Source organism: Paraburkholderia sp. CNPSo 3076 (assembly GCF_026343935.1).
Taxonomy (GTDB): domain Bacteria; phylum Pseudomonadota; class Gammaproteobacteria; order Burkholderiales; family Burkholderiaceae; genus Paraburkholderia; species Paraburkholderia nodosa.
This window is the reverse complement of record NZ_JAPMAL010000056.1, coordinates 1-26,055: the sequence shown is the minus strand read 5'-3', so window position 1 is coordinate 26,055 and position 26,055 is coordinate 1. Positions and strand designations below refer to the sequence as shown.

The window sequence follows — 26,055 nt, the reverse complement described above, 5'->3', positions numbered from 1 at the left end:
CGACGACCCACAAGGAAGGACTGGTGGTTGGCATGCGCTCGATGCCAGGCAATCCGTACGATGGGCACACGCTGGCTGAAGCGCTAGAGCAGGCGGCGATCCTGTGCGACGCCACGCCGGAGGTCGCCATTGTCGACCGTGGCTACAAGGGTGTCGCCGTCGATGGCGTGAAGATCTACCATCCGGGCTTGCGGCGGGGCATCACACGCGGGCTACGCGCGATGATCAGACGGCGCAGCGCAATCGAGCCAGCCATCGGTCACATGAAGACAGACGGAAAACTCGATCGCAACTGGCTCAAGGGCGCGCTCGGCGATGCGATGCACGCGGTGCTGTGCGGCGCTGGCCATAATCTGCGGATGATCCTCAGGAAGCTGCGGTTTCTTTGTGTCTTCATTCTCGCTGCATTGTTCAACCGCAGCATTGCTGCCGACGCGATGGTGTGACGCCGGCCGCACGAGAAGCGAATTGTTCAGGGGCGACTAATGAGGCTTTTGACGACCAACTGCATAGGAGCCGCACGCGCGAACTCCACGCCGCACGGGAAAAGTGTCCGTACCGACGCGGGTTAAATTTGAGTTTTCCAAAACTGCGTCATGCGTCTGAGGTTACAGAACTGGGACGGGTCAGATTTACTCGCGCGAGCGGCTGGAATTTTCTCGATAAATCGATCTGAAATCAGACTATCGAGATATAGTTCTTCGAACCTGCCGCATAGCTCCATATCTACCCCCCCCAAATCCGCCCACTTCCCCTCATTCAAGTTGGAGAGAGAAATTGAACGGCGCCTTACTAGCCCGATCTATATCGTGAACTTATACCAAAATACGGCATTACCGAGCAGCCCTATAGTGCGAAAGTTCGCTCATTTCTTTATGTAAAATTTTCTCACCAAAACAGAAACCGCCGGAGTCGCTTGGCCCCGAGCTATGCCGCGTTTGGGCTGGCTTCGACGGGCACGTGACGGTTCCGTGTTTAAGGAATATGCGCGGGCACACGATCCTGTTCGCGGTGCCGGTATGCCTTTGATTTCCGTGCAGGTCACGCTGAAACATCTGCTGGACGCGTTCGCAGCAGATGTAAAACTGCATGTACCAATGGATGCGTTGAACGCTTACACCGCATAGTGCTCCGCTCGACGCCATAGACGTACACATACGTTGCGGCGTCCCGGCCTCCATAGGGTGAACATGCATATCTCCGGCTGTCCCCCGAGGGGCAGCCGCTTGAATCCCGCACATGCCCCGCCCCGCCGGAGGCCCGCGGAGTTTCCATTCGACTTCAAAGGCGACTGTCGACTGCAGATTCAACCGGTGGATGCAACGCACCAAGGCTGCGCGAGCCGCAGAAGTACGTGTTTGCCGCTTCCAGATCTATAGTGATGGATGAGCGTCCCGACTAGCGCGTTGCACGACCGGTAATGGAAGCCTCCGCCCCGGATATCATCCGACTTTTCCCGACTTTCGTATGGAAGCGTCGCCTCGAGCAGGCGTGCTACGAACCGCTCGATCGGGAACTCATGGCGCATGTAGACACCTTGATCCGCAGCGGCTGCGGCACTCTTACCGGCGCCGCATGGCAATCTGATCACCAGCAACATAAAAGACCAGAGTTTGCTGTGCTAAACGCGCATATCGAACGGGCTGCACGCGACGTACTCGCTTTTCTCAAAGTCGCTGATACCCCATTTCACATTACTGGATGTTGGGTCAATGTACTGGATCCAGGCGGAACACACGCGATGCACAGCCATCCCAACAATTTCCTGAGCGGTGTGTATTACCTGCGCTCGCAAGCTGGCGCCGACACGATCAATTTTCATGATCCACGCCCACAGACGACCGTCATTCGCCCACCCGTCACTGAGTTGACGGCATACAACACGGATCAGGTGGTATTGCCAGTCAGCGAAGGCACGTTGCTGCTGTTTCCAGCCTGGCTACCGCATTCGGTTTCGGTGAACACGAGCGCACAAGCACGCGTGAGCGTCAGCTTCAACATCATGTTCACCGACTATGACACCACCATGAGTGAACCACTCTGGGGAAATTGAAACGCAGTGTGGCTAAGCGCAAACCTTCCCCTGGAGAGTCAGTGCCAAACGACACATACGTCCGTGATCCCGCCGGGAAGTTCGGCGCATGGGGGCCATTGCGACCGCTTTCAACGCCGTGTCAGACGTCGAAGTACAGATAAAACTCCCATGGATGCGGGCGCAGCCTGACCGCGTCGATCTCACGCTTGCGTTTGTACTCAAGCCACGTGTCGATTACATCTTCAGTGAAGACGTCGCCTCTGCGCAGAAACTCGTTGTCGGCCTCTAGCGCTTTCAGGGATTCATCGAGCGAGCCCGGCACCTGGCGGACGTTCCTCGCTTTCTCGGGCGGCAGGTCGTAAATATTGACATCGAGCGGATCGCCTGGGTCTGTCCTGTTTTCGATGCCGTCGAGCCCGGCCATCAGCATCGCTGAGAATGCGAGGTACGCATTGGCCGACGGATCGGGACACCGGAACTCGACGCGCCGCGCGTTCGGCGAATCGGAGTACATCGGAATGCGCGCGGCCGCCGATCGGTTGCGTTGCGACATCGCCAGATTCACCGGCGCTTCGTACCCGGGCACGAGTCGCTTATACGAATTCGTCGTCGGTGCGCAGAACGCCATCAGCGCCGGCGCATGCTTGAGCAGGCCGCCAATGTACCAGCGACACATGGCTGACGTGAGCGCCCAGCCGTGTGCATCGTAGAACAGATTCTCGTTGTCCTTCCACAGGCTTTGGTGGCAGTGCATGCCGCTCGCATTGTCGGCGAAGAGCGGCTTCGGCATGAAAGTCGCCACCTTGCCATGCTGGCGCGCCACATTCTTGCAGACGTACTTGTAGATCATGACGTTGTCAGCCATCCGCCTGAGCGTGGAAAACCGCATGTCGATTTCGTTCTGTCCCGCAGTCGCCACCTCGTGGTGATGCACTTCCACCTGCACGCCGGCCTGCTGCAGCAACAATACGATCGTAGAGCGGATGTCCTGCAGCGTATCGTGCGGCGGCACCGGGAAATACCCCTCCTTATAGCGAGGCTTGTAGCCAAGGTTGCCGCCGCCATACGCTCCTTCGTCGCGTCCCGTATTCCAGCCCCCTTCGGCCGATTCGACATAGTAGTAGCCGCAGTGGGCATCCTGGTCAAAGCGGATCGAATCGAATATGAAGAACTCGAGCTCGGGCCCGAAGTAGCACGTGGTCGCAATTCCGGTCTGCTTCAAGTACTCTTCGGCCTTCCTCGCGATGTAGCGCGGATCGCGCGAGTACGGCTGATGCAGCACGGGATCGATCACGTCGCAGATCATGGAGAGTGTGGGCGTTTCGCTCACAGGATCGATGAACGCGGTCGTCGGATCCGGCTTGAGAAGCATGTCGGATTCCTGAATTTCCTGAAATCCGCGAATCGATGAACCGTCGAAACCGATCCCGTTGGCAAAGAGGTCTGCGTGCACCTCGGGCAGCGTGATGGAAAAGTGCTGCCAGAGACCGGGCAGATCGGTGAACTTGAGGTCGACGATCTGGATCTTGTGCTCGCGCAGTAGTTCGATAACCTGCTGCGGGCTATCAGGACGCGAAACTCGATAACTGCCGGCATCGATGGATACATCGAACGCCGATGCACCTTGTGGACTGGACATGGAGACTCTCCCAGCGCAGCTACTGATCGTGCGCGAGCGCTTCGAGACGAGCGTAGCCCGCGTCTTTCGCGGCGCGCTCCGTGGAGAAGGGTTCTTCGGCTACGAGCGAGCGCCGCACTTCGCGCGCATCGAAGTCGACAAGCGAGATGACCCACACCCAGCCGCCGATCTGTTCGGCCGTCTGCACGAATGCGCGCATGTTGCCTTTGTCCTTGGATTTCATTTGACCTCCTCAATGGAAAAACACAGGGAGCGTCGCCCATGCCGCACAGAGGGGAACATGGGTTACGCGGTCGACAGGCCACAGATCAAGGCAACTTGCCGATGATCGGGCCGAATTCGCTCTTGTTGAAGGCTCGTAGCATTTACGTGCGGACATTGCCGGCAAATCCCCTGACCATTTTCTCGACCTGGCTGGCCCGTTGCGGGCTGTTCTTGCTTGTGCGGATGCCCTGATCGGTGAATTGTGCGAGCACTACATAAGTCGCCATTACGGTTCCTCTTAACGAGTGATCGTTACGCGACAACCGCGCGGGGTACGGCCCAGTTGCGCCTGCCCCGCGCGATACTTCATTTCAGGCAATGCGTTTGCGCGTTTGATCGACTGGCCGCCTAGGCCGGAACCAGCCCCCTTTGCTTCAACCAATCCAGATTGAAAAGGCGGGATCGGTATAGTTCGCCGCCGTCGCACAGCAGGGTGACGATGGTATGCCCTGGGCCCATTTCCCGGGCAAGCCTTACAGCGGCCGCGACGTTGATGCCCGTCGAACCGCCCACATAGAGTCCTTCTTCGCGCAGCAATCGGTATACCATTGCGACGCATGACTGGTCATCGATCCGGTAAGCGTCGTCGATCGGCGTGCCGTCGAGATTTGCAGTGACGCGGCTGGAGCCGATACCCTCGGTAATCGAATTGCCTTCTGCGTGAATCTCGCCCGTCTTCACGAAGCTGTACAAACCGCTGCCGAGCGGGTCGGCGAGAACGATCCGCACATCGCTCCTCTTCTCCTTCAGGAAGCGGGCGACCCCAGCCAGGGTGCCGCCGGTACCGGTGGCACAGACAAACGCATCGACCGTGCCAGCGGTATCACGCCAGATTTCCGGTCCGGTGGTCTCGTAATGAGCCCTGCGGTTGGCAAGGTTGTCGAACTGGTTCGCCCAGATCGCATTGTCGAGTTCCTGAGCGAGCCTTCCAGCGATCTTCTGGTAGTTATCCGGATCCTTGTATGGGGCAGCCGGTACCGGGTGGACTTCCGCACCCAGGACGCGCAACAGTTCCATTTTCGCGGGAGACTGCGTCTGCGGAATGACGATTACGCAGCGATAGCCATGAGCAGCGCAAATATGGGCAAGGCCAATGCCGGTATTGCCCGCAGTACCCTCCACCACCGTGCCGCCGGGCTTAAGTTCGCCTCGCTGCTCGGCGTCCTGAATAATGTACAGCGCGGCTCGGTCCTTGATCGAACCACCCGGGTTCATGAACTCGGCTTTAGCGAGAATCTCGCAGCCGGTCTCCTCGCTGAGCCGCGCGAGCCTCATAAGCGGCGTGTCGCCCACGCACCCGACAAAACCCATCCGAACACGCATACGTCCCCCTGCAATCGCAAGACTGGCAACAGGCCGCTGTTACACCGGAAGGATAGGCAAAGATCCGGCGCACGTCCCAAGGTTTGATGTGGAGTGGGTGAAAGTGACCGCGGAGTTGATACGCAGACACCCCAGCAAGAAGCTTGGCACCCATTTCCCCGCCGACGGCCACCTTCCATCGCCCCCATCTGGCGCTAATTGGTTCCACGGAATGTAAGCCGCTGAAGCTACGGTTACGGTGAGCTTTCAGAAATACCCGGACCGTGACACCGGCTAGTTCCGGGATGTCGGCTTTAGCCGCCGGCTAGCTGCGCAGTTGATCGGTAACGATCTTGCACGGCACTGGATTCGAGCACAGCGCGTGCTTGAAGAAACGTTTGGCGGCCGATTTGTCGCGCCGCTTTTGCAGCAGGATGTCGAGTTCCGCGCCGTGCTGGTCAACGGCCCGCCACAACAGATAAGGCTCGCCGCGCAGCGTCACGAACACTTCATCACTGGTTTGGCCGCGCGTTCGGATGCAGCGTTTCGAAATGGCGAGCGCGTGAAGCAAAGGCAGCCGAGGATTTGTCGTCGTCGTGAAGCCCATTTTGCATGGGCGAGCCGTTGCTCCGGCGAACGCCTTGCGCGCAGGCATCGCCGCACCTGCTATATGTGTACTCAATACAGGTAGACAGCAACTGGCTGATTTTTAAATGAAAATATTTGGGGAGCCAAGGCAGTGCCCCGCCAGGCTTGGGCGCTCTAACAGGAAACTTGCACGATAATCAAGGTGACACTGATATCGTCAAGCAGATTTTTGCCTACGCGAATCTGCTCGGCGAGAAAGTCGAGAATCCGGCAGACGAGGTCTACGTCGTGTCGATCTCGACGTGATTTTGCATTCCTATGTATTTCATTTGGAGTCGAACTGAGCATAGAGATTATGCGTTGTCACGAGAAAAACTGTAGAAGTGCCGTTGCAGTTTCGCCGGGCGCTTCCTCCGGCAGAAAATGTCCGCACCGGATGGCGTGACCATCCACTTCCCCCGCCCAGCGGCGCCATTTTTCCAATGGTGAATTCGCCGCTGGCGTTTCTTGCCCCCAAAGCACGAGGACAGGCGCCTCAATAGTCCGGATGCCTTGCTCCGATTCATCCAACTCGCGGTCAAAGGTCCATGCCGCTCGATAGTCTTCGCACATAGCGTGTATCGCGGCTGGATCGCCGATGCTCTTCAGATAGTCGGCGACGTTCGACGGATCGAACCGAAAGCCTTTGGATGCGTGTGCGCTCAACATCGTCTCGACGTAGAAGACGGGATCGTTGCCGATCATGCGCTCCGGAATCGGCTCGTCGAGTGCCTGGAAGGCCCAGTGCCAGAAGCGCAGTGCCAAATGCCGGTCGAATGCCTCCATTGCATCGCTTGTCGGTACGATATCCAGTACGGCAAGACGATCGATACGGTCTGGATGGTCAAGGGCTAGACGATAGGCGACACGTCCTCCGCGGTCGTGTCCAGCCACGCTGAAGCGCCCGAATCCGAGGGCGTTCATCGTCGCTATCTGGTCCAGTGCCAGTTCGCGCTTCGAGTAGGTCAGGTGATCGCCGCCGCCGCGCGGTTTGTCACTTCGTCCATAGCCCCGAAGGTCGGGCACGACCACCGTGAAGTGTTCCGCCAGCGCCGGCGCGACTGCGCTCCAGCAAACCCGCGTCTGTGGCGCGCCATGCAGTAAAAGAAGCGGCGGACCTGAACCGCCCACGAGCGCGTCGATCGTGACGCCGTGACCAGGAAGCCGGCGCGATTCGAATCCTTCGATATGACCTGTTTCCATATAACTATGCCGTCTCGTTAGATATGAATCCGCTCACCGTCTCGGCGAATTCGACAGGCCGCTCTTCGGGAACGTAATGACCGCAGTCGTCGATGATGATGTCGGAGACGTTCGACGCGACACGCCTAAGCGTTTGAGCCGAGGCCGGCCCATAACCCCATTGCGCGCCGATACTCAACGAAGGCATCGAAAGTGGTGTCTTGCCCCAGATGAGGTTGTCTTCACGGTCGAGCGGCAAGGCCCTGTAGTAACTAAAGGAGCAACGCAAAGCGCCTGGACGCGCGAGGGCTTGAGCATAGACTCGGACGTCGTCGTTACTGATCGAATCGGGATCGAATACGCCGACGGTCTCGCGGCGCACAAAATGGTTCACGAAGAGAAACTCGCGATCTTCAACGAGCGACTCCGATATGTCGCCGGCCATGTTGAAGCCGAAATGCCAGCTTCCACCGCGCGATACGTCCATCGCTTCTTCCTGTCCGAATGCGGGAAGACTGCTTTCGACAAAGACGAAGTGGCTGACCGCTTCCGGCCACTGGGCGGCGTACGCATACGCGACGTGACCGCCCAGATCGTGGCCGACGATTGCCACCCTCTCTATCCCCAGTGCTTCGACCAGATCATGAAGCTTGCGCGCGATGGTCTTCTTGTCGAAGCCCGACTCGGGTTTCGACGAGTCGCCGAAGCCAGGGAGGTCAGGCGCAATCACGTCGAACTGCTGACTCAGCAGAGGGATGACACGCCGCCAGGCCCAGGATGTTTGTGGCCACCCATGCAGAAGCAGCACGGTTTGTTTCGCACTGGCCGCCGTGCTGCGACGATAGGCTAGTCGTCCGTCATGCAGACGATGAGAGCGAAACGGAATGTTTTCGTGGGTCATCTTCATTCTCCTACGAAGGCGGCGCTATTTTGTTCCCTTACCCGCAGAACTTGAAAATCGCGTCGACCAGGCGCTCCGGCTGCTCTTCGGCGACGAAATGGCCAGCGTCCGCAATCGTTACGCTCGTCACGTTCGATGACACGGTGTCGAGGCGCTCGCCGACGCGGCCAGCCCAGCTCCTTTCGCCGCCAATGGCGAGCACCGGTAGTTCGTCGGGAAGCCGTCCCGCGCTGCGGTTATCGATTGCATCCTGAGGGAACTGGCGGTACATCTCCATGGCCGATCGAAACGCTCCCGGATGCGTGTAAGCCTCGACATACTCGTTGATGTCCGAATGGGAGATCAAGCCGCGACGGAATGTTTGCCGATTGATGAATGAACTGATATACACGTGCTCCCGCCCGCCGACGATCAACGCCTCGGGTAGATCGCGCCTTTGATGAAAGGCGAAATGCCAGACATGCGGGTCCACGATCGCCTGATCCCAATCGCCGATACCGGGAAGGGTCACGTCGATGATGGTGAGCGAGCGCGCCGGATAGCGGCTTGCGTAAGCGTAGGCAGTCATCCCGCCGATGTCGTGGCCGACGATATGTGCGGGTGCTCCATGCAGGCTCTCGACGAGAGCGTGGAGGTCGGCGGCCATCTCGCGCTTCGTATATCCGGCCGCGGGCTTGTCCGACAAGCCAACGCCCTTGAGGTCCGGCGCCACGACGGTATATCGCTCGCCCAGTTCGGCAATAACGCTATGCCAGCACCACCAGTTTTGCGGGAAACCGTGGACAAGAAGCATCAGCGGTGCGGAGCCCGGCGCCCTGCCGCCGATCACATAGTGCAGGTTGACGTCGTTCACGATTGCGGACCGATGCTCGAACGACGAGGGCAGTTGGACGATATCTTGAGAATGACGCATGGTGGACTATTCCTCTGATGCGGTTAATCGATCGCGATACGCTTGAGCGCCGCGGCAGACGCGCCAAGATCTTCCAGTGGCGATGAGGAGATGATCTCCAGAACGCAGACTCCGGAAAATCGGGTCTCATTCACGGCCTTCAGGATCTCATCGAAGCACACCGTTCCATGGCCGACACGGTCATGCCGCCACTGACTGCGTGTGCCATCGGAAAGATGGAGCTGCCCGATGCGATTGCCCAATCGCCTGATGGCGTCAGGCTGACCTTCTCCAACGAATTCGGCGTTCGAGACGTCGTAGGCAATCAGAAGCTTTTCATGCGCCAGACCGTCGAGAAAGATCAGCATTGCGTCGCTGGTCGGAATGGGCGTCTGTGGATGGAGCTCGACGAAGATCTTCTGATCGAGCCGCTCGGCAACCCGTAGAAGCTGCGCCAGGCTGTCTCGAAGCAAGTGCTCTGTATCCGAACCAGGCGGCGGAAACAACGATGAAACCCTGCCAGGTACCACGACTACGGCACCGGCGCCCAGATCGGCGGCGAGTTGCATCGTGCGGATGTACAGGTCGATGGAATAGCGCCGGAATTCCTCGACACGGCTGACGAGATTGAGATCGAGCGCCGGAAGATTGAGCGACTCGATGCGAATGCCCTCGCTTCTCAAGTTGCCGGCGAGGACGGATCGATCCGCTGCCGAAAGCTGATCCGGCCAGAGATGCCCGGGGACGACCAGCACGTCGAAGTCGTTCAAGCCTAGCGTTTGCATCTTCCGCATCGCGGCGAGCGCGGTGTCTTGCCACATGAATGAGAAGGTGCTGCCGCCAAAACCTTGTGCGATTGTTTCCAATTTCTCCTCGCCTGTTGTGCGGTTGAATTTAGAACGGATGGATCTAAGTGTGAACGTGTTCTTTCATGGGAACAAGTATTTTTTGGCGTTTCCGGTCCTGAAAGAAGGGCTAAGCGTAAAGTTTGTGTTCTTGACATTTCCCGGACGCGATATATCATGTTCCCATATATGAACAAGGACCAAATGGTATGCGTGCGAATGAAGTTGAGATGATGAGTACCGTGAAGTCGGCTGACCGTACCCTCGACCTGCTTGAGCTTCTGGCTCAATGGGGTCGTGAGATGTCGCACACGGAAATCGCCGAGGCGCTCGACATCCCGAAGAGCAGTTTGACGAAGCTGATTCGTAATCTCACGGACCGTGGCTACTTGCGCTTCGTCGCCGAGACCAAAGGCTATCGGCTCGGCGACACCATTCTTAAGCTCGCCCAGCAGTCGAACCAGATGCGCAGCCTGGTCGCCTGCGCGGAACCCGTTTTGCGCGACATTACGCAGCAGACTGCGGAATCGTGTGCGCTCAACCAATTGAAGGGCGACCAGGTCGAAGTCGTTGCCACCGTCATCAGTCAGCAGCGCCTGCAATCGCACATGCGGCTCGGGGATCTTGCGCCGCTCTATGCCGTGTCCGGCGGCAAGGCGATTCTTGCCTATCTGCCTGACGCGATGCGCGAGGATTACATGCGCGCGGTCACATTCGAGCCCATCACAAAGAACACAATCTCCACCAGGAAGGCCTTGCTCGCCACGCTGGAAGAGGTTCGCAAGAAGGGCTTCGCGCGTTCCATGGAAGAGTACACGCCAGGCATCGTGGGTGTCGGCGTACCCATCCTGTCGGCAAGCGGCTTTCCGCTCGGCTCGTTGAATCTCGCAATCCCGGCTGTGCGTTATTCGAAGGAGGTCGAGGAACGGGCCATCGCAATTCTCACGGCATCGGCGGCACGCATCCAGCGTCAGTATTTCGCCGAGTGATGCGCTCAGTGGCGCACTCAGGCGAGAAAGTGCCGCATTCTTTCCATGATCGTGCGCGCCTGTTGATCGAATGGCAGGTCGTGTAGTTCTCGCGTGGGGGCTTCGACGGCAAGCGTCAGATCGGCGGGCAGTTTTGCCAATAGTTCGCGTAAGGGTAGCTCGCCTTCGCCGGGCAGCAGGCGCGCAGTGCGCGCTTCCGTTCGCCGCCCCTCCACCAAAGCAGGCGAAGCGCGCGGCCCATCGCATATCTGGATATATTCGATGAAACGCGCTTCAACATTGCCGATGTCCTCCACGCTGGCGCCGGAGCGAAACACTTGCAGCGTGTCTATCAGGATACGCGCGTTCGGCTGACGGCTCGCGCTGATCAGCGCGAGCGCGTCGTCTAGCGTGCCGACAGGACAATACGTGATCAGTTCGAGGCCGACGGTCATCTCGAAGCGTGCAGCGGCTTCGCATAGTGCGCTGAAGTTGTCGATGAGGCGAGCGCGATCGTCGTCGTTGCCGACGGCCAGCACGTGCTTCGCGCCAAGGCGATACCCCGCTTCCAGCGCCGGCAGCAAGTCTTCGATCCGCGTGCCAGCGTGTAACCAGATCGCTTCGATGTCGAGCAGGCGCACACCGGTCGCCTCCATTCGCGCTGCGAGTTCCCGCATGAGAACGTCGTTGTGTGCCACGTCGATGATGGTATCCGCCGTGCTCGGCGCGACAACGCGCAATCCGTAGTAGTCGAATCCGCCGGCATGCGCGGCGTCGACAAGCTGCAGCGGGTGCGCGTCGAGCATGGTCAGGTGATGCAAGGAGAGCTTGTGCATGGCGGCCTTCCGCTAGCTTCGGGGTTCGTCGGGAAGCACGAACTTGTAGGTGATCAGCGAGGTGCCTGATGCGACTTCGTGTCCGCCGGGGCTCACCTGTCCATCTATCCTTAAGAGCTTCGTGATCAGGGCATCCTTCACGCCGAAGACGACATCCGACTCCAGATACGGGTCGCCATCGATGAAGACATGCGTCACGATGGTCTCGAACCCAGGCGCGCTCAGTTTGAAATGGACATGCGCGGGACGAAACGGGTGACGTCCTTGAGCGTCCAGCATCCTGCCCACTGGGCCGTCGTTCGGGATCGGGTAGGCAGCGGGCACGATGGATCGATACCAGAAGCGTCCGTTCCTGTCGGTATGAAAGCGCGCGCGCATATCGAGCGCCGACTTGCCGGTGTCGCGCTGGACATCGTAGAAGCCGCGATGGTCGGCATGCCATGTCTCGATCAGCGCGCCCGCTATCGGATTGCCGCGTGCGTCTTCGATCGTACCTTCGACAATCAGCGCCGACCCATCTGACTCGCGCGAGATATGCGCGCCGAGCGGAAAGTCGCGCGCTTCCTCCATATAGAACGGACCGAGCACCGTGGTTTGCGTGGCGCCTTCATCGAAGCGATGATTGATCGCATCCACGAGCATCGAGACGCCAAGCGTGTCCGACAGCAGGATGAACTCCTGCCGCGTATCCGAGCACATCTGACCGGTCCTGGTGAGAAACGCGATGGCGTCCGCCCATTCCGCTTCGCTGGGTTCGATCTCTTTCACGAATGCATGCAGATGACGCACGAGCGCCTCGCTGATCTGGCGCGTGCGGGGGCTCGCGCAACCGGTCAGCCGGTCGAGCACGGCCTGTGTGATGTTGTCTTCGTCGAAGTTTCGCATGGGGCTTCCTCAATCCATCGGCTCGGGCGGCAGGCCTTCCAACGCCTGCCGGAGCATGTGGCCAAGCGCGCGAACGTCGGGCGCACGGGGGTTCGAGTAGGTGTATCGCGGATGACGCGGCGTGAGCGTTATAGGCAACGACATGCGGGATCATGACCGCATGCGTTTGCGCGTGCGCGAGGTCGAACGTTCCGCCGAGCACGTGGCATATCTTGTGATGCAGGCCCATTCCGACCGCTCCAAGACACGTTCCGCACAGCCATGCGCCGTACTGGGCGAGACGCCGCCGATCGCGATGACGCAATCCGCGCCTGATCTTTGCACGGCGCCGAGCGCCCGCTGGGTTACGTCCCAAGGCGTGTGCATGGCAGCCTCGGCGAAGCGGCTGTCCGATGTCCTATCGAACAGGTTCGCGATCTCTTCACCCAGCGCAGCCTGGTCGCGCGTCGTCACGACAAAAGGACGCGTGCAGCCCATTCTTGCAGCTTCAGCGGCGGCTCCATTGCGCTTTCCCGCGCCCATCACCACGCGGGTCGGCAGCGCGTCGTAGGTGAAAGCGTCGATCTGTCCTCTCATGACAGCGTTCCCGTATCGAGCCACGCGCGGCCGCGCGCGTAGAGCGCCTCGACGGCGGGGCCGGCGAGTCCGGGCATGTCGCGTTTGACGTCGTAGCCGATCTTCGTCTGAATATAGGCGAGGTGGCGATAACCCTCGGGAAAGCGCCCGAGCACCTCGGCATCGAGATCCAGCTTCATACCGCTCTCGACAGGATCCAGACGGTCCTTCTCATAGATCGGTTGACGCAGACGCAGCAGCCATTCGCCGCCCATCTTTTCATAGAAGTCGTAGAAGCGCCCGGTGCACACCACATCGCAGAGATGACCGTCCACGTCGCCGCGTTGGGAGATGGTCATCCTGGTTTGCGCGATCGCACGCGTACCCGCGAGATCGACGGACGTGCCGCCGAGAAAATGCAGGATGCTGACGCCGCGCGCCCACCCCTCTCGCGTCACGCGAATGAACTCAGGTCCGCTGCCCTGGAACCAGGTTGCCATCATCACGCCCTCCGGATGCCACAGTCTCGCAAAGCGCTCCCAGTCTCCGGCATCCCGCCACACGGCCCAGTTTTCGATTGCTTCACGAATGGCCAGACGGTCAAGCATCACAGCGTTCATGAATATCCTCAGTTTCTATATAGGAATCAGTTCATATAGTGATTTCAATGAGGTACGGAGTCAAGCGAGTTTTGACGATTTCGGGAGAAACCCTGGTTTGTTCCCATATGGGAAGCTGAAGGAAAAAGTCGTTGACATCGCGGTTCGGGGACCTAGACTGAATTCATGCATATATGAGAACTAGTTCCCCTATTAGTTTTTATTGAAGGGGCTGCACGCAAATGTCAGACATCAACATCGCGGTAATCGGAGCGGGCGTCATCGGCAAACGCCATGTGCAGGAGATTGCGAATAGTGATCAATGCAAACTCGTAGCAATCGCCGATCCATCTCCCGAAGCCGGGCAGCAAGCCGCTGCGTTAGGCGTCGCGCTTCATCAGGACTATCGCAAGCTGCTCGAGACCGAGCGTGTCGACGCGGTCATCGTCTGCACGCCTAACAGCACGCATGGGGAGATCGGTCTGGCGTGTATCGAGCGTGGAATTCCAGTACTTGTCGAAAAGCCCATCGCCGACAACCTTGCATCCGCACGCGCGCTTGCCGAGGCGTCACGCATCGCGCGTGTACCAGTGCTCGTCGGACATCACCGCCGGCACAACCCAATGGTGCGGACTGCCAGGAAGGCAATCGCCGAAGGGCGCATCGGTAAGCTGGTGGCCGCGAACATCATGTGCCTGCACTACAAGCCCGAAGCTTACTATGCGGTGCCCTGGCGTCGCCGTATCGGGGGCGGACCGATTCTCATCAACATGATCCACGAGATCGATCTGATCCGGCATCTGTGCGGCGAAATCATTTCCGTGCAGGCGGTTTCGTCGAACAGAACCCGGGCGCATGAGGTCGAGGACTCGGCTGCGTGCACGCTCGAACTCGATAACGGAGCGATCGCGAACATCAGTCTCTCCGACACCGCCGCGACGCCGTGGAGTTGGGATACCGCAGCGGGAGAAGACCGCGCGCTCTTCGACTACCGTCCAGTGCCGACCCATTTCTTCGCGGGCACCAACGGCGCGCTTTCATTGCCGGACAAGACGCTCTGGTCATATGACGGCGAGAAAGGCCGTCATCGCCCAATCCATGACGAGCGCATTCCAGTGGAAGAAGAGAATGTCTACGCGAATCAACTGCGCCATTTCCTCGACGTGGTGAACGGTGCGACCGAACCGCTGATCGATGCGCACGATGCCTCGCAGACGCTCGCGGTAACCCTCGCTGTCGTGGAGGCGGCACGGACGGGTCTGAAGATCGACATAAGAACGGATATACGGTTCAGCAGCAGCAACGCCATTGCATGAAGTGGTCCGCGCAAGCTGAAACAACCAGGAGACGCAGATGTCCGCTGTTGAGCAATTCAATGTTCAAGACTTTCTCGATACGCGTCCGTTCGGCGCCTTTCATTGGAAGATTTTGCTGCTGGGATTGAGCGTGCTGATTCTCGACGGATTCGATGTTGTCGCGATGGGCTTCATTGCACCGGCGATCATTAAAGACTGGCACGTTAGTCACGCTGCGCTGGGCCCGGTCCTGAGCATGGGTCTTTTCGGACTTGCGATCGGCGCCATGACCGGAGGACCGTTGGCTGACCGCTTCGGCAGACGCAAGGTCGTGATCGGTGCCGTTTGCTTCTTCGGTCTGATGAGCCTGCTTTCGGCGTGGTCGCCCAACCTGGCCGTGCTATCGGCCATGCGTTTTCTGACCGGTCTTGGACTGGGTGCTTCGCAGCCGAATATGGCCACGCTTGCGTCCGAGTATGCGCCCCGCAAGTATCGCTCGACTATAGTCACCGTGATCTATTGCGGTTTCACGTTCGGTGCCGCCGGTGGCGGGTTCCTATCGACCTATCTAATCGGCCGCCATGGATGGCAATCGATACTGCTGATCGGTGGGGTCGTGCCGATTCTCTTCAGCTTCGTCCTGATGTTCGCGATGCCCGAGTCTGCAAAGTTTCTGGCAGTGAAGCATGGTGGACGCCAGGCGCTCATGCGCGTGCTCAATCAGATCGAGCCCTTCGTGGCGGATGCCTCCACCGCGTTCGTCACCACCGAGCGCTCGCACACGGGGCAGGCCGCCATCCGCCTCATCGCGCGCAATCCTCATACGACCGTCACGCTCGCGCTCTGGGTCGGCATGTTCATGAACCTGATGATCGTCTATTTTCTCAATAGCTGGCTGCCGATCATGCTGAGTGGCGAGCACTTCTCGCTCACCGAGGCGGCGCTGGTCGCAGCCATGATGCAGGTCGGCGGCACGCTTGGGAATATCGCCATTGGCTGGAAGATGGATCGCATCAAAGCTCAAAAGGTGATGGTCGGCACATTGCTTGGCGCAGGCGTTTTCACGGTGATTCTGGCCAAAATGTCCTTCACGCTCGCCGGTCTGACAGCGATGGTTTTCCTGCTTGGATACTGCACCAACTCGAGCACCACGGGATGGACCGCGATGGCCGCCAGCTATTACCCAACTGAGATGCGTGCCACGGGCACGAGTTGGATGACGGGCATCGGGCGTTTCGGCGCCATCTCGGGGGCGTATGCCGGCGCGATCCTGCTCAATCTGAAATGGGATTTCGGTCAGCTCTTCATGTTCCTGACGATACCGATCGGCATTGCGATCGTCGCGGCTTATATCAGCGGTCATCGGAACGATACGATGATGCCGATGCTGCGGAACGCACCGTCGCAATAAGGAGCGTCTGTCACGTCGCACGATTCGCCGCCAACACCGATAGGGTAATAGCATGACAGATGAAAGACATTCGCTCGATTCACCCGTCGATGCGCTGACGCGCCTCTTTTTTATCCTCGGTTCGCCTGTCGCGCATGTTCGCGCGCCGGTCGTCTGGAGCGCGCTCTTCAAGCGCTACGGTGTCAACGCGTTGATGCTGCCTGCCGACGTCACCGTTTCAAACTTCGGTGCGGCGATGACAGGGCTGAAGGCGATTGAAAACGTCGATGGTGCAATCTTCACCATGCCGCACAAGTTCGCAGCAATGGACCACGCTGAGATGCTGACGCAACGCGCGCAGCGCATCGGTTCGATCAACCTGCTGCGGCGACTTCCAGATGGAGCGTGGGAAGGCGACAACGTCGATGGCGCCGGTTTTCTCGCAGGCTTGCATGCGGATGGCGTCACCCTGAAGGGCGCCAACGTCTATCTGCATGGCTGCGGCGGCGTGGGCCGATGCATCGGATGGACGCTCGAAATGGAAGACATCGCGAGCCTCACCGTTCACGACGCCGATGAAGAGCGCGAACGTGAGCTGGCGCGGTCCATTGCCAGGGTGTCCAGTGCGCGTATAGCAGCGGGCATACCCTCTATGACGGATATCGATATCGCCATCAACGCATCACCGGTCGGACTGAAAGCCGGCGATGGGCTGCCGTTTTCCGTCGATGCACTGCCTCCCCATGCTGTTGTCGCCGACGTCATCATGGAGCCGCTCACGACTGCTTTGCTCCAATCGGCACACTCGCGCGGACTCAAGGTTCATCATGGACGAAACATGATGAATCACGCCATGCCGATAGCGGCATCGTTCTTTGGCTTTCCCGCTTCGTTTGACTGGAATGGGGCAATCCTGCAGAAGTACTGACGAGGGCAAGCGTCGTGCCGGGCCAACCGGGTATCTGCAAAATCAGCAGGGGTCAACATGGAAATGGAACACAGGAATCAGGGAGCACACAAAAAGCCGTCTGCAACTTTCGTGCTTTTGCACGGCGCCTGGCATGGCGGCTGGTGCTACCGCGACACCGCACAGGTGTTGCGCGCCGCCGGTCACAATGTTTACACCCCGACCCTCACGGGCCTCGGCGAGCGGGCGCATCTGAACAACCAGAACATCACGTTGGAAACGCACATCCGCGACGTGTGCGGCGTCCTGGAGGCAGAGGAGCTCTCCGACGTTGTTCTCCTGGGCCACTCCTATGGTGGCATGGTCATCACCGGTGTGGCCGACCGCATGAGCGATCGCATCAAGACGCTGGTCTATCTGGACGCCTTCGTTCCCGAGCACGCGCAGTCGCTCATCGACTGCCTTTACGCGGCGCTATCCGAAGAGAACGCCGCTGCGTTTCTAACGGCTTTTCGCACAAGCGCGATGACCGGCAACAGTGGCCTGATGCTGCCAATCCCGGCAGAGGGCTTCAAGGTAGAACCGAAAAATTGCGCATGGGTTGATCGCCATTGCTCGCCTCAGGCACTAGCCACGTTCGAGACGCAAGTCCTTCTCACGGGACGCGGATCAGCGATCAAAGACCGGTTGTTCATTCTTGCCGAAAATTGGGATCCAAGCCCCTTTTCGTATTACGCCGAGCAGGTCGCCGGAAAACCAGGTTGGCGCGTCTCCCGGGTAGCGTGCGGTCACGACGTGATGGTTGATATGCCGATCGAGCTCGCCAATCTACTGCTGACGCTGCATAGTTCCAGCACGGAACACGAATAGTTTGCACGAATCAGGCTGGTGGCCGACGTTGAAACCTTCACTTTCGAAAACGCTTGAAAAAGCGTCGAATATCGGCTGCAAGCAACTCGTTACGGCGTCAGCTAACGGATTGGGCTTGCGCCCTGGTGTCAGCCATTCGATGGTCGGTGATTGCACACCAATGAAGTCCGTATTGAAAAACGGGTAGGCCAGATCCATCGTACCCATGTTCGGACAGAACCTGTCCTCGAGCTCTTGCCGGAACCGGACGGCCCGATGATCGCGACGACCTCGCCGCATTGCAGGGAGAAGTCGACCGTGCGTAGCGCGGTGAAGCCGCCTGGCGCCTTGCTCACCGAGCGCATTTCATCGTGATCATTTCGTTGGCGAGCGGCGGAATAATGATCCTGGTGGCTTGCGGCATGACCATGTGCCACATCGTGCGGACATCGCTCATGCTGAGCGCCTTGCAGGGCACTGTCACGTTGCTGGATGGCCGTGATAAAGCGATTTCATCTTATTCATCACTTCATTTTACCGCCCCATTCGGCGCTGGATTCGCTCAGCGTGCCAAAGCGGTGCGGCACGTCCGGTTCAGCCAACGCCGGTGACGGCCCGAAATCTCATCGTAGCCACATCGCGCCTCGCGTTCGGCTCGCTTTGGCATGTCCCGGGACGTCGTGGCGCGGGCCGCGGAAGTCGCTCCGGGGAACAATTGTTGACGTGCCCAGCGACGAAACGTCCGGCGAGCAGCGATGAGTGGCCGCTCAAGCCACAGCCGCGATCCAGTCCAGCGGCGCGGCGAAGGCCGCGCGCTGGCGCGAATGACCAATGTCGCGCGGCATCGTCGCGATTGACGGCTGATCGGCTGCTCGAACGCTCAGGCTGCCGCCCCAAGCGGCGATACTCCCTTATCGCTTCGGGGCTTTGGGGAGTTCCCGCACCGGTGCGTCCTCCCTCGTTGTTGCTGTCAGACAAACCACACTGCAGACGCGTTTCCAGGGTGGTGCCCGCCCGGAACGGGCTATCCTCTAATAGGCTGCCAGAAGGCAAGTCCGCCTGCATTGGTGTGATCATAGAGGGCAGCGATTCCATGCGAACACGGTTCGGCGGTATTTCACTGGCTAACCTCGCCGTCCGGGCGGCAAGAAAGCCCGACTATGAGCGCGAATGCCGCGCCCTGCTTGCGCTCGCCAGCGCGCAGACCGATTCGCGTGATGCCCTCCTGCAGAAAACAGCCGAGTTCGCCATGGAGTTATGCTGCGCGCAGACGGCGGGCATCAGCCTTCTAGAGCGCGCAGGAGAGGAAAACGTCTTCCGGTGGCGCACAGTTGCGGGCAGGCTCGCGCATCTGAGCGGGTTGGTTACCCCATGGAGCGAATGCCCCTGCGCTTTAGTGGTTGAAGCCGGCGAGCCGCTGCTGTTCACAGCCCTTGCCACCGACTTTCCTGCTCTCGCGAGCACGTGCGGCGTCGTGCATGAGGCGCTGATACTGCCCATCGTATCCGGCGGCCGACGGGTGGGAGCGATGTGGGTGGCGTCGCTCGAAGAGGACTGCCGGTTTACCCAGGAAGACCAACGTGTGCTGACGGACCTGGCATCTGTAGCCGGCGGTGTGCTTGAGCTCGTGCGGGCACGTGACCGCAGCCGCCGCGAGACGCAGCGCTACTCCGAGGTCATCGCCGTCCTCGCCCATGAGTTTCGCAATCCGCTCGGTCCGCTCGGGAATGCAATCGACGCGATACAGGTCGTCAACGAAGGCCGCGAGCCGCTCAGTGGGTATCTCGCTGTCGCCCATCGGCAGATCCGGCACCTCGAGAGGTTAATGGACGAATTGCTGGACGCAAGCCGGCTGGACCACAACAAGCTCACCATCGCGCCAGTCGAAACTTCCCTGAACGACGTGCTCGCCGACGCGGTGGGCGCCGTGGAGGAAAGACGGCTTGAGCGGCATCACACGCTGTCCGTAACCACTCCCCCGGAAGGTCTGTGCCTGATTGCCGATCCGGTTCGCCTTACGCAGATCATTGCGAACCTTCTGTCAAATGCCGTGCGCTACACCCCGCCGGGCGGAAATATTGCCGTCAGTGTCGAACGGCTTATGCGAAACGGCGAACCCCACGTCGCGGTGGTAGTTCGCGATAACGGCATCGGCATCTCTCAGGCGTCGTTGCCGCACATCTTTGAGCCTTTCGCCCAGTTCGCGCGGGCGCGCACCGGGGAGGATGGTGGCCTCGGCATCGGGCTGGCGCTGGCCCAGCGCTTCGCGCAGCTGCATGGCGGCGCAGTCGATATCACCAGCAACGGGGTCGGCCTCGGAACGGAAGCCCGCCTGACGATCCCGTTGCGCCGCAGCGACATCGTCGGCGAATGCGGTGGCCGGCCGGCAACCAGTCAGCAGCCTCGGCGGCGTGTCCTGCTAGTGGACGACAATGCGGACGCCCGGTTTGCCCTCGGCGGACTGCTCGAACTCGAAGGTCACGAGGTGCGGTCGGCCGCCGACGGCGCCGAGGCGCTGAAGATTCTCCAAGAATGGCGACCGGACTTCGCCCTCGTCGATATCGAAATGCCCGGCATGAATGGCTATGCCCTTGCAGCCCGCATTCGGTCAATGGAGAACCAAACCGGTCTTCAACTCGTCGCACTGACTGGCCACGTCTCGAGCCACGACCGGAGCGCCGCCATTCAGGCAGGCTTCATTGAGCATCTGGGCAAACCGGTCGACCTCGAGCAGCTCCGACACCTTCTGGCATCGTGACAATGGCGACGTGACCGGCGCGGCCGGGGTTCGCCGCCATTCAAGGGCCATCGCGCAATTCGGGGGGGCGGGGCGCGCCGCGCCATGATGCACGCACTACCGTTACACCCCGGCCGGATTGTTCACCTCGGAACCGAGCCCGGAGGCCTCGCCAGTCCCAGCAAGTGAGTACGCCGGTATAGTAGCTGTGTGGCTGCGAGCCCTTGTCGGGTCTGCCATGGACTTCCAATGGCCCTTACCGAAACGGCCATCATCCTTCATGCGCTGGCTGGACTGTCAACCCCGAAGCACTTCGCCGCGGTGTCCAGGTAAGCGGCCTCCTCGCAATCGCGTGCGGAGTTGTCCATGCCGGGAAAACGGGCTTCGGATAGTACCGCGTAGCACAGTCGCGCGCGTCGTATGCCAACGGGAACTGGCATGGTGGCGCCGACGGCGATGGCCGCGGCGACAGGGGCCGCCTGCGGACCGGCCGGCCAACGGCACCATCTGGTCCCACCCATGCCGACTCCCCGCTACGGTCCGCAGGCGCTATTCACGGGCGCCCACCTCGCAGCCGACAGATACTGGAATCTGCCTGCGGCGTGGCGGCAGGGAGAGCGGGCGACGGTCAGACGCTCCGCGATATATGCATCCACGGCCTCGATCAGCTGGCCCACCTGCACTGGCTTGCGCAGGAACCGGGTCCAGCACCGGGGGCACCCATCCGGCTCCGGCGCAGCCGAAAGCAGTACGACGGGCAACCCGGCGATGGTGGGCGAGGCTCGCACCATCTGGCACAGCTTGATGCCGTCGATGTCCGGCATCTGGTAGTCGGTAATGAGACACTGAACGAATTCCCGCCGCATGAAAGCCATGGCAGCGCTGGCATCAGCGACAACGCTCACCCGGTGACCGTGACTTTCCAGCGCGAGCGCAAGCGGCCAGACGTTTTCCGGATCGTCGTCAACGAACAGCACGTTGGCCATGGATACTCCGTCGAATTCATTCGCGACCGGTGTGCGCGGCAGCGAATGCAGCGCCCCGTCACCGTTTCGGTGCCGCAACGGACGTGCCGTGAGGACGGCAGCGTTCCGGATACGGGGGGTAGTTTCATCGGCGGCCCGATGTCAGCGCCGGGCTCACGCGACTTTTTGCCTGCTTTCTGGACGGTCGACACGGAGGGCAAGCGCATCGAGGACGAGGCCGAGAATCGCCGCATCGAGGCGCTCGCAATTCCTCCGGCCAAATCGGCTGCGGTGCCAGGAGTCTGATAACCGGTAATGCAAATATGCATTACAATGTGCGTATTACTGAAGAGGTGAGAGATGAGCACATTGACTGTCACCAGCCGGGGTCAGGTCACGTTCCGGAAGGAAGTGCTGCAGCACCTGGGCATCCAGCCCGGTGAAAAGATCGAGCTGGACCTGCTGCCTGACGGCCGGGCCGAACTGCGGGCCGCGCGGCCCGGGGGATCATTCCAGCAACTTCGGGGCGTCCTCAAGGGAAAGACTAACGGTGCGCGGTTGAGCATCGAGGAGATCAACGACGCAATTGCTGAAGCCGGCACCAGGGCGGGGGCGGGTAAAGCGTGAAGATCGCGGTGGATACGAATGTTTTGCTGCGCACGATCGTTGACGACGACGAAGAGCAGGCGGCCAGGGCCGTCATGCTTCTGGACACGGCAGACATGGCGGCAGTGAGTCTGCAGACACTGTGCGAGTTGGTCTGGGTGCTGCGCAGCGCATACAAGGTTGACCGGCCCGATATCGCGGCAGCGATCCGTTCGATCCTGAATACGCGCAACGTCGTCGCCAACCGGCCTGCGGCGGAGGCCGGACTTGATCTGCTTGAGGCTGGCGGCGATTTTGCGGACGGGGTCATAGCCTGGGACGGCAAATGGCTCGGGGGGGACATGTTCTGCTCGTTTGACAGGAAGGCCGTGTCGCTGCTGACAAGGCAAGGCCATCATGCGACGCTTCTGTAACCCGCACGAACCTGGCCGTCAGGATGAAGTTAGCCGGCTCAGGTGGGTGGCTGGATTGCTCGTCGCCGTCCAGCCACATCGTCAGGCGGGTTTCCCAACGCTCAATTGCAACGATCGTCTTCAGACGCGCCTGATATGTGTGTGCAGCGAAATAGTTGCCCGCCTGATGGGCAGAGACGCCGGCGACGAGGAGGCTTCATTGCGCGCCCTGACCATTACCGGCCAGCTCGTAGCAATTCACCTCACACGGCGATCGATGATGCTTTCTCTAGGCTGGGAATCCATCGATACACATCGGCTCAACTGGATCACATCGATCATTGACCGGCAAACAGCTCAGCTACTGGAAGAAGTAGTAAGCGAACGGCCCGCCAAGATTGTCAGAGAAGGGTCGAAAGCGCCCTTCCCACCACAGCCGACGCAAGGGCTTGCTCCGCGCCCTGATGCGAAGGCATGAGCAAACTCAGGTGAAAGCAACCCGTCAATAGTGAGTGAATGTATATCGCTTCCACGGCGTAGTCGACGTGATCAGTGGTCTCACGATCTGCCGCGGCGAGCCTTAACGCAGACTCGATAGATGACTGCGCGATTCGCGCAGCTTCCCCCAACGTCGATGTAGAAACAACGGTACCTCCTTCAGATTTCGCAGTGGAGAATGCGATGGAGTACAGGCGCCGTTGTGTGCCGGTGTGAAGGACGTCGGCCAATCTCCTTTCAAGTTTTGAGCGCAAAACGCTAAGCGTTGTCCCGTTCGACTTCTCAGGCGGAATTGTGAACGGGTCCAGAGGCAAAGCTGATCGCTGGAACAAAGCCGTCACGAGGGCCCATTTGTTTGAGAAGTGACCGTAGATTGCGCCTCTGGTCATACCAGCCGCGTGAGCGATGTCTTCAAGAGACGTAGAGCTGACGCCACCCTCGAAAAATAAAATCTCCGCGCTGTCGAGGATCTTTTCCCGTGTTACGAGTCCCTGTACTTTTCGCTTCACCGTGTCCCCTCGGTCTTCTACGCGTTCTCTTGTCGCGCTGCACAGCTATCCGCCCTCTTTGCCGCGAGATGTGAGGCCTTGTCCCGCAAGCCTACTCAAATTTCGCGAACATCACGTCGCGCTGGCTGGATACAAGATGTTGACCTCCGTCGACGACCAAGGTCGTCCCTGTCACTCCACGGGCCTCGGCAAGATAGACGGCTGCGTTGACGATGTCTTCAAGCCGCGACCCGCGCCGAAGCGGGGTCTTTCGGTGAGCTGTCTCAAACTGCTCTTGCGTTTGATCGCCGGAGACAAGCGTAAGTCCGGGAGCCAATCCGACCACTCTGACCTTCGGCGCTAGCGCCTGCGCAAGCGCTATCGTTGCATTCGCCAACGCTGCTTTCGTCAAGGTATAGGAGATGTAGTCTGGATTCATGTTGTAAAGCTTCTGGTCCAGAACGTTGACAACGACACCGCGGTGCGCCTCGTCGGCAACTGCACAGTCCGGTATCGCATCGTAGAGTTCACGCGCCAAAGCCAGCGGCGCAGCGACGTTGATCTTCATGAGCGCCAGCAGGAGATCGTAAGTAAAGGTCTGGGCCGTATCTTCCTCGAACCGCGACGCGCAATTCAGAACGCAATCGAGTCGTCCGAACGCTTGCACACAAGCGGGCACAAGCTGCCTCACCTGTTCCTCTTTCGAAAGATCCGCGCAAAGGGAAATTGCTCTTCCGCCTCGCGCCGCGATCTGTTCGACAACCTCCTGCGCTTCGCGCTTCGACTCGTGATAGTGCAAGGCAACGTCCCATCCTCGCGCGGCAAAACCAAGGGCGAGCGCGCGACCGATTCGCCGGCCCGCTCCGGTCACAAGCACCGATTGCCTACGAGAGCCACCGCAATGAATTGTTGGTTCAGTCATAACGAAACGCCAATGTCAGGCAGGCGCAGGGTGCGCCTTCGAGTTGCGCTCTCGCCCTACCCTCCAGTCACCGTGGCAAGGCATAGCATCAAGGGTTCAAATCTCAAGGTTGTCAATAAGGCGTGTACTGCCGAGGCGCGCCGCCGCAAGCACGACGAGCTTTCGATCAACGACATCCGACTCCATTGGAGAGCGTAAGTCGGCCTGCTTTCGGACCGAGATGTAGTCGGGTTTCCAGCCGCGATCGACCAGCGTTGAGAACACGCTCCGTTCGATTCGCTGGATATCCTGTCGACCGCTCAAAATGTCCTCGCGCACGCTGTTGAGGAGCCGATGTAGCGTAGTGGCCTCCACGCGTTGCTCCGGCGTCAGGAAACGATTGCGAGAGGACAGCGCAAGTCCATCTATGTCGCGGATGGTTTCGCCGGCCACAACATCCGTGGGCATCGCGAACTGCTTGCACATTTCCCGAACAATCATCAGCTGTTGATAGTCCTTTTTTCCAAACACCGCCACGCGCGGCTGCGCGCATAACAGCAACTTCATTACGACTGTGCAAACGCCTTGAAAGAAGCCCGGCCGGAACTCCCCCTCGAGCATGTCGCCAAGCCCACCAGGAGGCTGCACGCGATACTCTTGCGGCTGCGGATAGAGGTCCCGTTCCGTAGGGGCGAAGACGACGTAGACATTCTCCTTCTGAAGCTTCTCCAGGTCCGCCTCAAGCGTTCTCGGATAACGCTCAAAATCTTCACCCGGTCCAAACTGCAGCGGATTCACGAAAATGCTGGTAATGACAGGATCTCCATGCTGTCGTGCCAGACGGATTAGCGAAAGATGTCCTTCGTGCAGATTGCCCATTGTCGGCACGAAGGCCGTGCGGTTTTGCCCGCGCAATTGAGCTCGCAGTTCCTCGACAGACCGAATCAGTTTCATGCAGGATCTTGCCTCTGAGACTTAACCACGTACTGCTTACATGTTCGGATAGTTCGGGCCGCCGCCGCCTTCGGGCGTGACCCACACGATGTTCTGCGTCGGGTCCTTGATATCGCAGGTCTTGCAGTGCACGCAGTTCTGCGCGTTGATCTGCAGGCGATCTTCTTCCTGCTCGTCTTTCACGAACTCATACACGCCTGCGGGGCAAAAGCGCGCCTCGGGGCCTGCGTATGTCGTGAGGTTGATGCCGACCGGCACCGACATGTCCCTGAGCGTCAGGTGCGCAGGCTGGTTCTCTTCGTGGTTCGTGTTCGAGATGAACACCGAGGAGAGCCGGTCGAACGTGAGCTTGCCGTCGGGCTTCGGATACTCGATCGGCTTGCACTGCGAAGCGGGCTTGAGCATCTCGTGGTCGCGATGCTGGTGATGCAGCGTCCACGGCACATTGCCGCCCAGCAGCTTCTGCTCGATGCCCACCATCAGCGTGCCCAGGTACAGACCCTTGCTCATCCACTGCTTGAAGTTGCGCGCCCTGTACAGCTC

Annotated in this window: 29 protein-coding genes and 5 pseudogenes; 14 read left to right on the top strand and 20 right to left on the bottom strand. The window is 59.7% G+C overall.

Annotated elements, in window-relative coordinates:
- From M3A49_RS39260 to M3A49_RS39250, 3 genes and pseudogenes are all read left to right on the top strand, one after another.
- Window positions 1–446: pseudogene (locus tag M3A49_RS39260) on the top strand (IS5/IS1182 family transposase); the annotation flags it as partial.
- 525 nt (window positions 447–971) lie between these two features.
- Window positions 972–1,127 (top strand): hypothetical protein, encoded by a 156-nt coding sequence (locus tag M3A49_RS39255; RefSeq protein WP_266233612.1) that lies wholly within the window; start codon window positions 972–974, stop codon window positions 1,125–1,127.
- Window positions 1,128–1,420: 293 nt separating this feature from the next.
- Window positions 1,421–2,053, top strand: coding sequence for a 2OG-Fe(II) oxygenase family protein (locus M3A49_RS39250; RefSeq protein WP_266233611.1), 633 nt, complete (start codon window positions 1,421–1,423; stop codon window positions 2,051–2,053).
- A gap of 121 nt (window positions 2,054–2,174) precedes the next feature.
- Here M3A49_RS39250 and glnA read toward each other — a convergent pair whose 3' ends face one another.
- From glnA to M3A49_RS39205, 9 genes and pseudogenes are all read right to left on the bottom strand, one after another.
- The gene (glnA, locus tag M3A49_RS39245) at window positions 2,175–3,674 is read right to left on the bottom strand and encodes a type I glutamate--ammonia ligase (RefSeq protein WP_266233609.1); all 1,500 of its coding nucleotides are present in this window, start codon (window positions 3,672–3,674) and stop codon (window positions 2,175–2,177) included.
- 19 nt (window positions 3,675–3,693) lie between these two features.
- Window positions 3,694–3,897 (bottom strand): hypothetical protein, encoded by a 204-nt coding sequence (locus tag M3A49_RS39240; protein WP_266233607.1) that lies wholly within the window; start codon window positions 3,895–3,897, stop codon window positions 3,694–3,696.
- A gap of 145 nt (window positions 3,898–4,042) precedes the next feature.
- A pseudogene (locus M3A49_RS39235) lies at window positions 4,043–4,165 on the bottom strand (GYD family protein); the annotation flags it as partial.
- Window positions 4,166–4,286: 121 nt separating this feature from the next.
- On the bottom strand, window positions 4,287–5,261 hold the full coding sequence (locus M3A49_RS39230) for a cysteine synthase A (RefSeq protein ID WP_266233606.1): 975 nt from the start codon (window positions 5,259–5,261) through the stop codon (window positions 4,287–4,289).
- 240 nt (window positions 5,262–5,501) lie between these two features.
- Window positions 5,502–5,754: pseudogene (locus M3A49_RS39225) on the bottom strand (DDE-type integrase/transposase/recombinase); the annotation flags it as partial.
- 437 nt (window positions 5,755–6,191) lie between these two features.
- Complete coding sequence (locus M3A49_RS39220) at window positions 6,192–7,070, bottom strand: alpha/beta fold hydrolase (RefSeq protein WP_266233605.1); 879 nt, start codon at window positions 7,068–7,070, stop codon at window positions 6,192–6,194.
- Between the two features lie 4 nt (window positions 7,071–7,074).
- A complete protein-coding gene (locus M3A49_RS39215) occupies window positions 7,075–7,950 on the bottom strand; it encodes an alpha/beta fold hydrolase (protein ID WP_266233604.1) in 876 nt (291 codons plus the stop codon).
- Between the two features lie 37 nt (window positions 7,951–7,987).
- Entirely contained in the window at window positions 7,988–8,803 is an 816-nt protein-coding gene (locus M3A49_RS39210) for an alpha/beta fold hydrolase (RefSeq protein ID WP_266233603.1), read from the bottom strand.
- An 83-nt stretch (window positions 8,804–8,886) separates the two neighbouring features.
- Window positions 8,887–9,708 carry a sugar phosphate isomerase/epimerase family protein gene (locus tag M3A49_RS39205; protein WP_266233602.1) on the bottom strand — a complete coding sequence of 274 codons (822 nt, stop codon included), beginning with the start codon at window positions 9,706–9,708 and terminating at the stop codon, window positions 8,887–8,889.
- Between the two features lie 209 nt (window positions 9,709–9,917).
- On the opposite strand from M3A49_RS39205, the gene M3A49_RS39200 reads away from it, so the two are divergent.
- Entirely contained in the window at window positions 9,918–10,676 is a 759-nt protein-coding gene (locus M3A49_RS39200) for an IclR family transcriptional regulator (protein ID WP_266233601.1), read from the top strand.
- Between the two features lie 17 nt (window positions 10,677–10,693).
- Here the strand turns inward: M3A49_RS39200 and M3A49_RS39195 are convergent, their stop codons facing one another.
- The 5 genes and pseudogenes from M3A49_RS39195 to M3A49_RS39175 all read right to left on the bottom strand — a co-directional run bounded on the left by M3A49_RS39195 (window position 10,694) and on the right by M3A49_RS39175 (window position 13,551).
- Window positions 10,694–11,491: a sugar phosphate isomerase/epimerase family protein gene (locus M3A49_RS39195; protein WP_266233600.1), complete on the bottom strand. Its 798-nt coding sequence runs from the start codon at window positions 11,489–11,491 to the stop codon at window positions 10,694–10,696.
- A 12-nt stretch (window positions 11,492–11,503) separates the two neighbouring features.
- A complete protein-coding gene (locus M3A49_RS39190) occupies window positions 11,504–12,376 on the bottom strand; it encodes a dioxygenase (RefSeq protein WP_266233599.1) in 873 nt (290 codons plus the stop codon).
- A gap of 169 nt (window positions 12,377–12,545) precedes the next feature.
- A pseudogene (locus M3A49_RS39185) lies at window positions 12,546–12,680 on the bottom strand (maleylacetate reductase); the annotation flags it as partial.
- A 54-nt stretch (window positions 12,681–12,734) separates the two neighbouring features.
- Window positions 12,735–12,853: pseudogene (locus tag M3A49_RS39180) on the bottom strand (maleylacetate reductase); the annotation flags it as partial.
- Between the two features lie 95 nt (window positions 12,854–12,948).
- Window positions 12,949–13,551 carry a nuclear transport factor 2 family protein gene (locus M3A49_RS39175; protein ID WP_266233598.1) on the bottom strand — a complete coding sequence of 201 codons (603 nt, stop codon included), beginning with the start codon at window positions 13,549–13,551 and terminating at the stop codon, window positions 12,949–12,951.
- 221 nt (window positions 13,552–13,772) lie between these two features.
- Between M3A49_RS39175 and M3A49_RS39170 the strand changes: the two genes are divergently transcribed.
- The 4 genes from M3A49_RS39170 to M3A49_RS39155 are packed head-to-tail and all read left to right on the top strand — an operon-like array spanning window position 13,773 to window position 17,992.
- Window positions 13,773–14,846, top strand: a complete 1,074-nt coding sequence (locus M3A49_RS39170; RefSeq protein ID WP_266233597.1) for a Gfo/Idh/MocA family protein — start codon at window positions 13,773–13,775, stop codon at window positions 14,844–14,846.
- A 37-nt stretch (window positions 14,847–14,883) separates the two neighbouring features.
- Window positions 14,884–16,236 (top strand): MFS transporter, encoded by a 1,353-nt coding sequence (locus M3A49_RS39165; RefSeq protein WP_266233596.1) that lies wholly within the window; start codon window positions 14,884–14,886, stop codon window positions 16,234–16,236.
- Window positions 16,237–16,288: 52 nt separating this feature from the next.
- Window positions 16,289–17,143 carry a shikimate dehydrogenase family protein gene (locus M3A49_RS39160; RefSeq protein WP_266233595.1) on the top strand — a complete coding sequence of 285 codons (855 nt, stop codon included), beginning with the start codon at window positions 16,289–16,291 and terminating at the stop codon, window positions 17,141–17,143.
- Between the two features lie 57 nt (window positions 17,144–17,200).
- Window positions 17,201–17,992 carry an alpha/beta fold hydrolase gene (locus M3A49_RS39155; RefSeq protein WP_266233594.1) on the top strand — a complete coding sequence of 264 codons (792 nt, stop codon included), beginning with the start codon at window positions 17,201–17,203 and terminating at the stop codon, window positions 17,990–17,992.
- Between the two features lie 128 nt (window positions 17,993–18,120).
- On the opposite strand, the gene M3A49_RS39150 is transcribed toward M3A49_RS39155, so the two are convergent.
- Complete coding sequence (locus tag M3A49_RS39150) at window positions 18,121–18,336, bottom strand: ATP-binding cassette domain-containing protein (RefSeq protein ID WP_266233593.1); 216 nt, start codon at window positions 18,334–18,336, stop codon at window positions 18,121–18,123.
- Between the two features lie 6 nt (window positions 18,337–18,342).
- On the opposite strand from M3A49_RS39150, the gene M3A49_RS39145 reads away from it, so the two are divergent.
- A complete protein-coding gene (locus tag M3A49_RS39145; RefSeq protein ID WP_266233592.1) occupies window positions 18,343–18,582 on the top strand; it encodes a hypothetical protein in 240 nt (79 codons plus the stop codon).
- Between the two features lie 482 nt (window positions 18,583–19,064).
- Window positions 19,065–20,729 carry an ATP-binding protein gene (locus M3A49_RS39140; protein ID WP_266233591.1) on the top strand — a complete coding sequence of 555 codons (1,665 nt, stop codon included), beginning with the start codon at window positions 19,065–19,067 and terminating at the stop codon, window positions 20,727–20,729.
- Window positions 20,730–21,241: 512 nt separating this feature from the next.
- On the opposite strand, the gene M3A49_RS39135 is transcribed toward M3A49_RS39140, so the two are convergent.
- On the bottom strand, window positions 21,242–21,694 hold the full coding sequence (locus M3A49_RS39135; protein WP_266233590.1) for a response regulator: 453 nt from the start codon (window positions 21,692–21,694) through the stop codon (window positions 21,242–21,244).
- Between the two features lie 45 nt (window positions 21,695–21,739).
- Between M3A49_RS39135 and M3A49_RS39130 the strand changes: the two genes are divergently transcribed.
- From M3A49_RS39130 to M3A49_RS39115, 4 genes are read left to right on the top strand one after another with little or no spacing between them, the layout of a single operon-like run.
- Entirely contained in the window at window positions 21,740–21,979 is a 240-nt protein-coding gene (locus tag M3A49_RS39130; RefSeq protein WP_266233589.1) for a hypothetical protein, read from the top strand.
- Between the two features lie 54 nt (window positions 21,980–22,033).
- The gene (locus tag M3A49_RS39125) at window positions 22,034–22,300 is read left to right on the top strand and encodes an AbrB/MazE/SpoVT family DNA-binding domain-containing protein (protein WP_266233588.1); all 267 of its coding nucleotides are present in this window, start codon (window positions 22,034–22,036) and stop codon (window positions 22,298–22,300) included.
- Window positions 22,297–22,692, top strand: a complete 396-nt coding sequence (locus tag M3A49_RS39120; protein ID WP_266233587.1) for a type II toxin-antitoxin system VapC family toxin — start codon at window positions 22,297–22,299, stop codon at window positions 22,690–22,692. Before M3A49_RS39125 ends, M3A49_RS39120 begins: the two co-directional genes overlap by 4 nt.
- Window positions 22,676–23,149: a CerR family C-terminal domain-containing protein gene (locus M3A49_RS39115; protein ID WP_266233586.1), complete on the top strand. Its 474-nt coding sequence runs from the start codon at window positions 22,676–22,678 to the stop codon at window positions 23,147–23,149. The genes M3A49_RS39120 and M3A49_RS39115 overlap by 17 nt, the downstream gene beginning before the upstream one ends.
- Here M3A49_RS39115 and M3A49_RS42555 read toward each other — a convergent pair.
- The 4 genes from M3A49_RS42555 to M3A49_RS39095 all read right to left on the bottom strand — a co-directional run.
- A complete protein-coding gene (locus M3A49_RS42555; protein ID WP_323183496.1) occupies window positions 23,073–23,678 on the bottom strand; it encodes a TetR family transcriptional regulator in 606 nt (201 codons plus the stop codon). The two genes, M3A49_RS39115 and M3A49_RS42555, sit on opposite strands and share 77 nt — an antisense overlap.
- 91 nt (window positions 23,679–23,769) lie before the next feature.
- Window positions 23,770–24,579, bottom strand: coding sequence for an SDR family oxidoreductase (locus M3A49_RS39105; protein ID WP_266233585.1), 810 nt, complete (start codon window positions 24,577–24,579; stop codon window positions 23,770–23,772).
- Between the two features lie 96 nt (window positions 24,580–24,675).
- A complete protein-coding gene (gene panC, locus M3A49_RS39100; RefSeq protein WP_254357456.1) occupies window positions 24,676–25,512 on the bottom strand; it encodes a pantoate--beta-alanine ligase in 837 nt (278 codons plus the stop codon).
- Window positions 25,513–25,548: 36 nt separating this feature from the next.
- A partial coding sequence (locus M3A49_RS39095; protein WP_266233584.1) for a 4Fe-4S dicluster domain-containing protein occupies window positions 25,549–26,055 on the bottom strand: 507 nt, incomplete at its 5' end.

Bases quoted from the DNA above. Each gene is read 5' to 3' on its own strand.
- M3A49_RS39250 (WP_266233611.1), top strand. From the start codon at position 1,421: ATGGAAGCCTCCGCCCCGGATATCATCCGACTTTTCCCGACTTTCGTA.
- glnA (WP_266233609.1), bottom strand. From the start codon at position 3,674: ATGTCCAGTCCACAAGGTGCATCGGCGTTCGATGTATCCATCGATGCC.
- M3A49_RS39240 (WP_266233607.1), bottom strand. From the start codon at position 3,897: ATGAAATCCAAGGACAAAGGCAACATGCGCGCATTCGTGCAGACGGCC.
- M3A49_RS39230 (WP_266233606.1), bottom strand. From the start codon at position 5,261: ATGCGTGTTCGGATGGGTTTTGTCGGGTGCGTGGGCGACACGCCGCTT.
- M3A49_RS39220 (WP_266233605.1), bottom strand. From the start codon at position 7,070: ATGGAAACAGGTCATATCGAAGGATTCGAATCGCGCCGGCTTCCTGGT.
- M3A49_RS39215 (WP_266233604.1), bottom strand. From the start codon at position 7,950: ATGACCCACGAAAACATTCCGTTTCGCTCTCATCGTCTGCATGACGGA.
- M3A49_RS39200 (WP_266233601.1), top strand. From the start codon at position 9,918: ATGATGAGTACCGTGAAGTCGGCTGACCGTACCCTCGACCTGCTTGAG.
- M3A49_RS39195 (WP_266233600.1), bottom strand. From the start codon at position 11,491: ATGCACAAGCTCTCCTTGCATCACCTGACCATGCTCGACGCGCACCCG.
- M3A49_RS39190 (WP_266233599.1), bottom strand. From the start codon at position 12,376: ATGCGAAACTTCGACGAAGACAACATCACACAGGCCGTGCTCGACCGG.
- M3A49_RS39175 (WP_266233598.1), bottom strand. From the start codon at position 13,551: ATGAACGCTGTGATGCTTGACCGTCTGGCCATTCGTGAAGCAATCGAA.
- M3A49_RS39170 (WP_266233597.1), top strand. From the start codon at position 13,773: ATGTCAGACATCAACATCGCGGTAATCGGAGCGGGCGTCATCGGCAAA.
- M3A49_RS39165 (WP_266233596.1), top strand. From the start codon at position 14,884: ATGTCCGCTGTTGAGCAATTCAATGTTCAAGACTTTCTCGATACGCGT.
- M3A49_RS39160 (WP_266233595.1), top strand. From the start codon at position 16,289: ATGACAGATGAAAGACATTCGCTCGATTCACCCGTCGATGCGCTGACG.
- M3A49_RS39155 (WP_266233594.1), top strand. From the start codon at position 17,201: ATGGAAATGGAACACAGGAATCAGGGAGCACACAAAAAGCCGTCTGCA.
- M3A49_RS39150 (WP_266233593.1), bottom strand. From the start codon at position 18,336: ATGCGCTCGGTGAGCAAGGCGCCAGGCGGCTTCACCGCGCTACGCACG.
- M3A49_RS39140 (WP_266233591.1), top strand. From the start codon at position 19,065: ATGCGAACACGGTTCGGCGGTATTTCACTGGCTAACCTCGCCGTCCGG.
- M3A49_RS39135 (WP_266233590.1), bottom strand. From the start codon at position 21,694: ATGGCCAACGTGCTGTTCGTTGACGACGATCCGGAAAACGTCTGGCCG.
- M3A49_RS39130 (WP_266233589.1), top strand. From the start codon at position 21,740: ATGCAGCGCCCCGTCACCGTTTCGGTGCCGCAACGGACGTGCCGTGAG.
- M3A49_RS39125 (WP_266233588.1), top strand. From the start codon at position 22,034: ATGAGCACATTGACTGTCACCAGCCGGGGTCAGGTCACGTTCCGGAAG.
- M3A49_RS39115 (WP_266233586.1), top strand. From the start codon at position 22,676: ATGCGACGCTTCTGTAACCCGCACGAACCTGGCCGTCAGGATGAAGTT.
- M3A49_RS39105 (WP_266233585.1), bottom strand. From the start codon at position 24,579: ATGACTGAACCAACAATTCATTGCGGTGGCTCTCGTAGGCAATCGGTG.
- panC (WP_254357456.1), bottom strand. From the start codon at position 25,512: ATGAAACTGATTCGGTCTGTCGAGGAACTGCGAGCTCAATTGCGCGGG.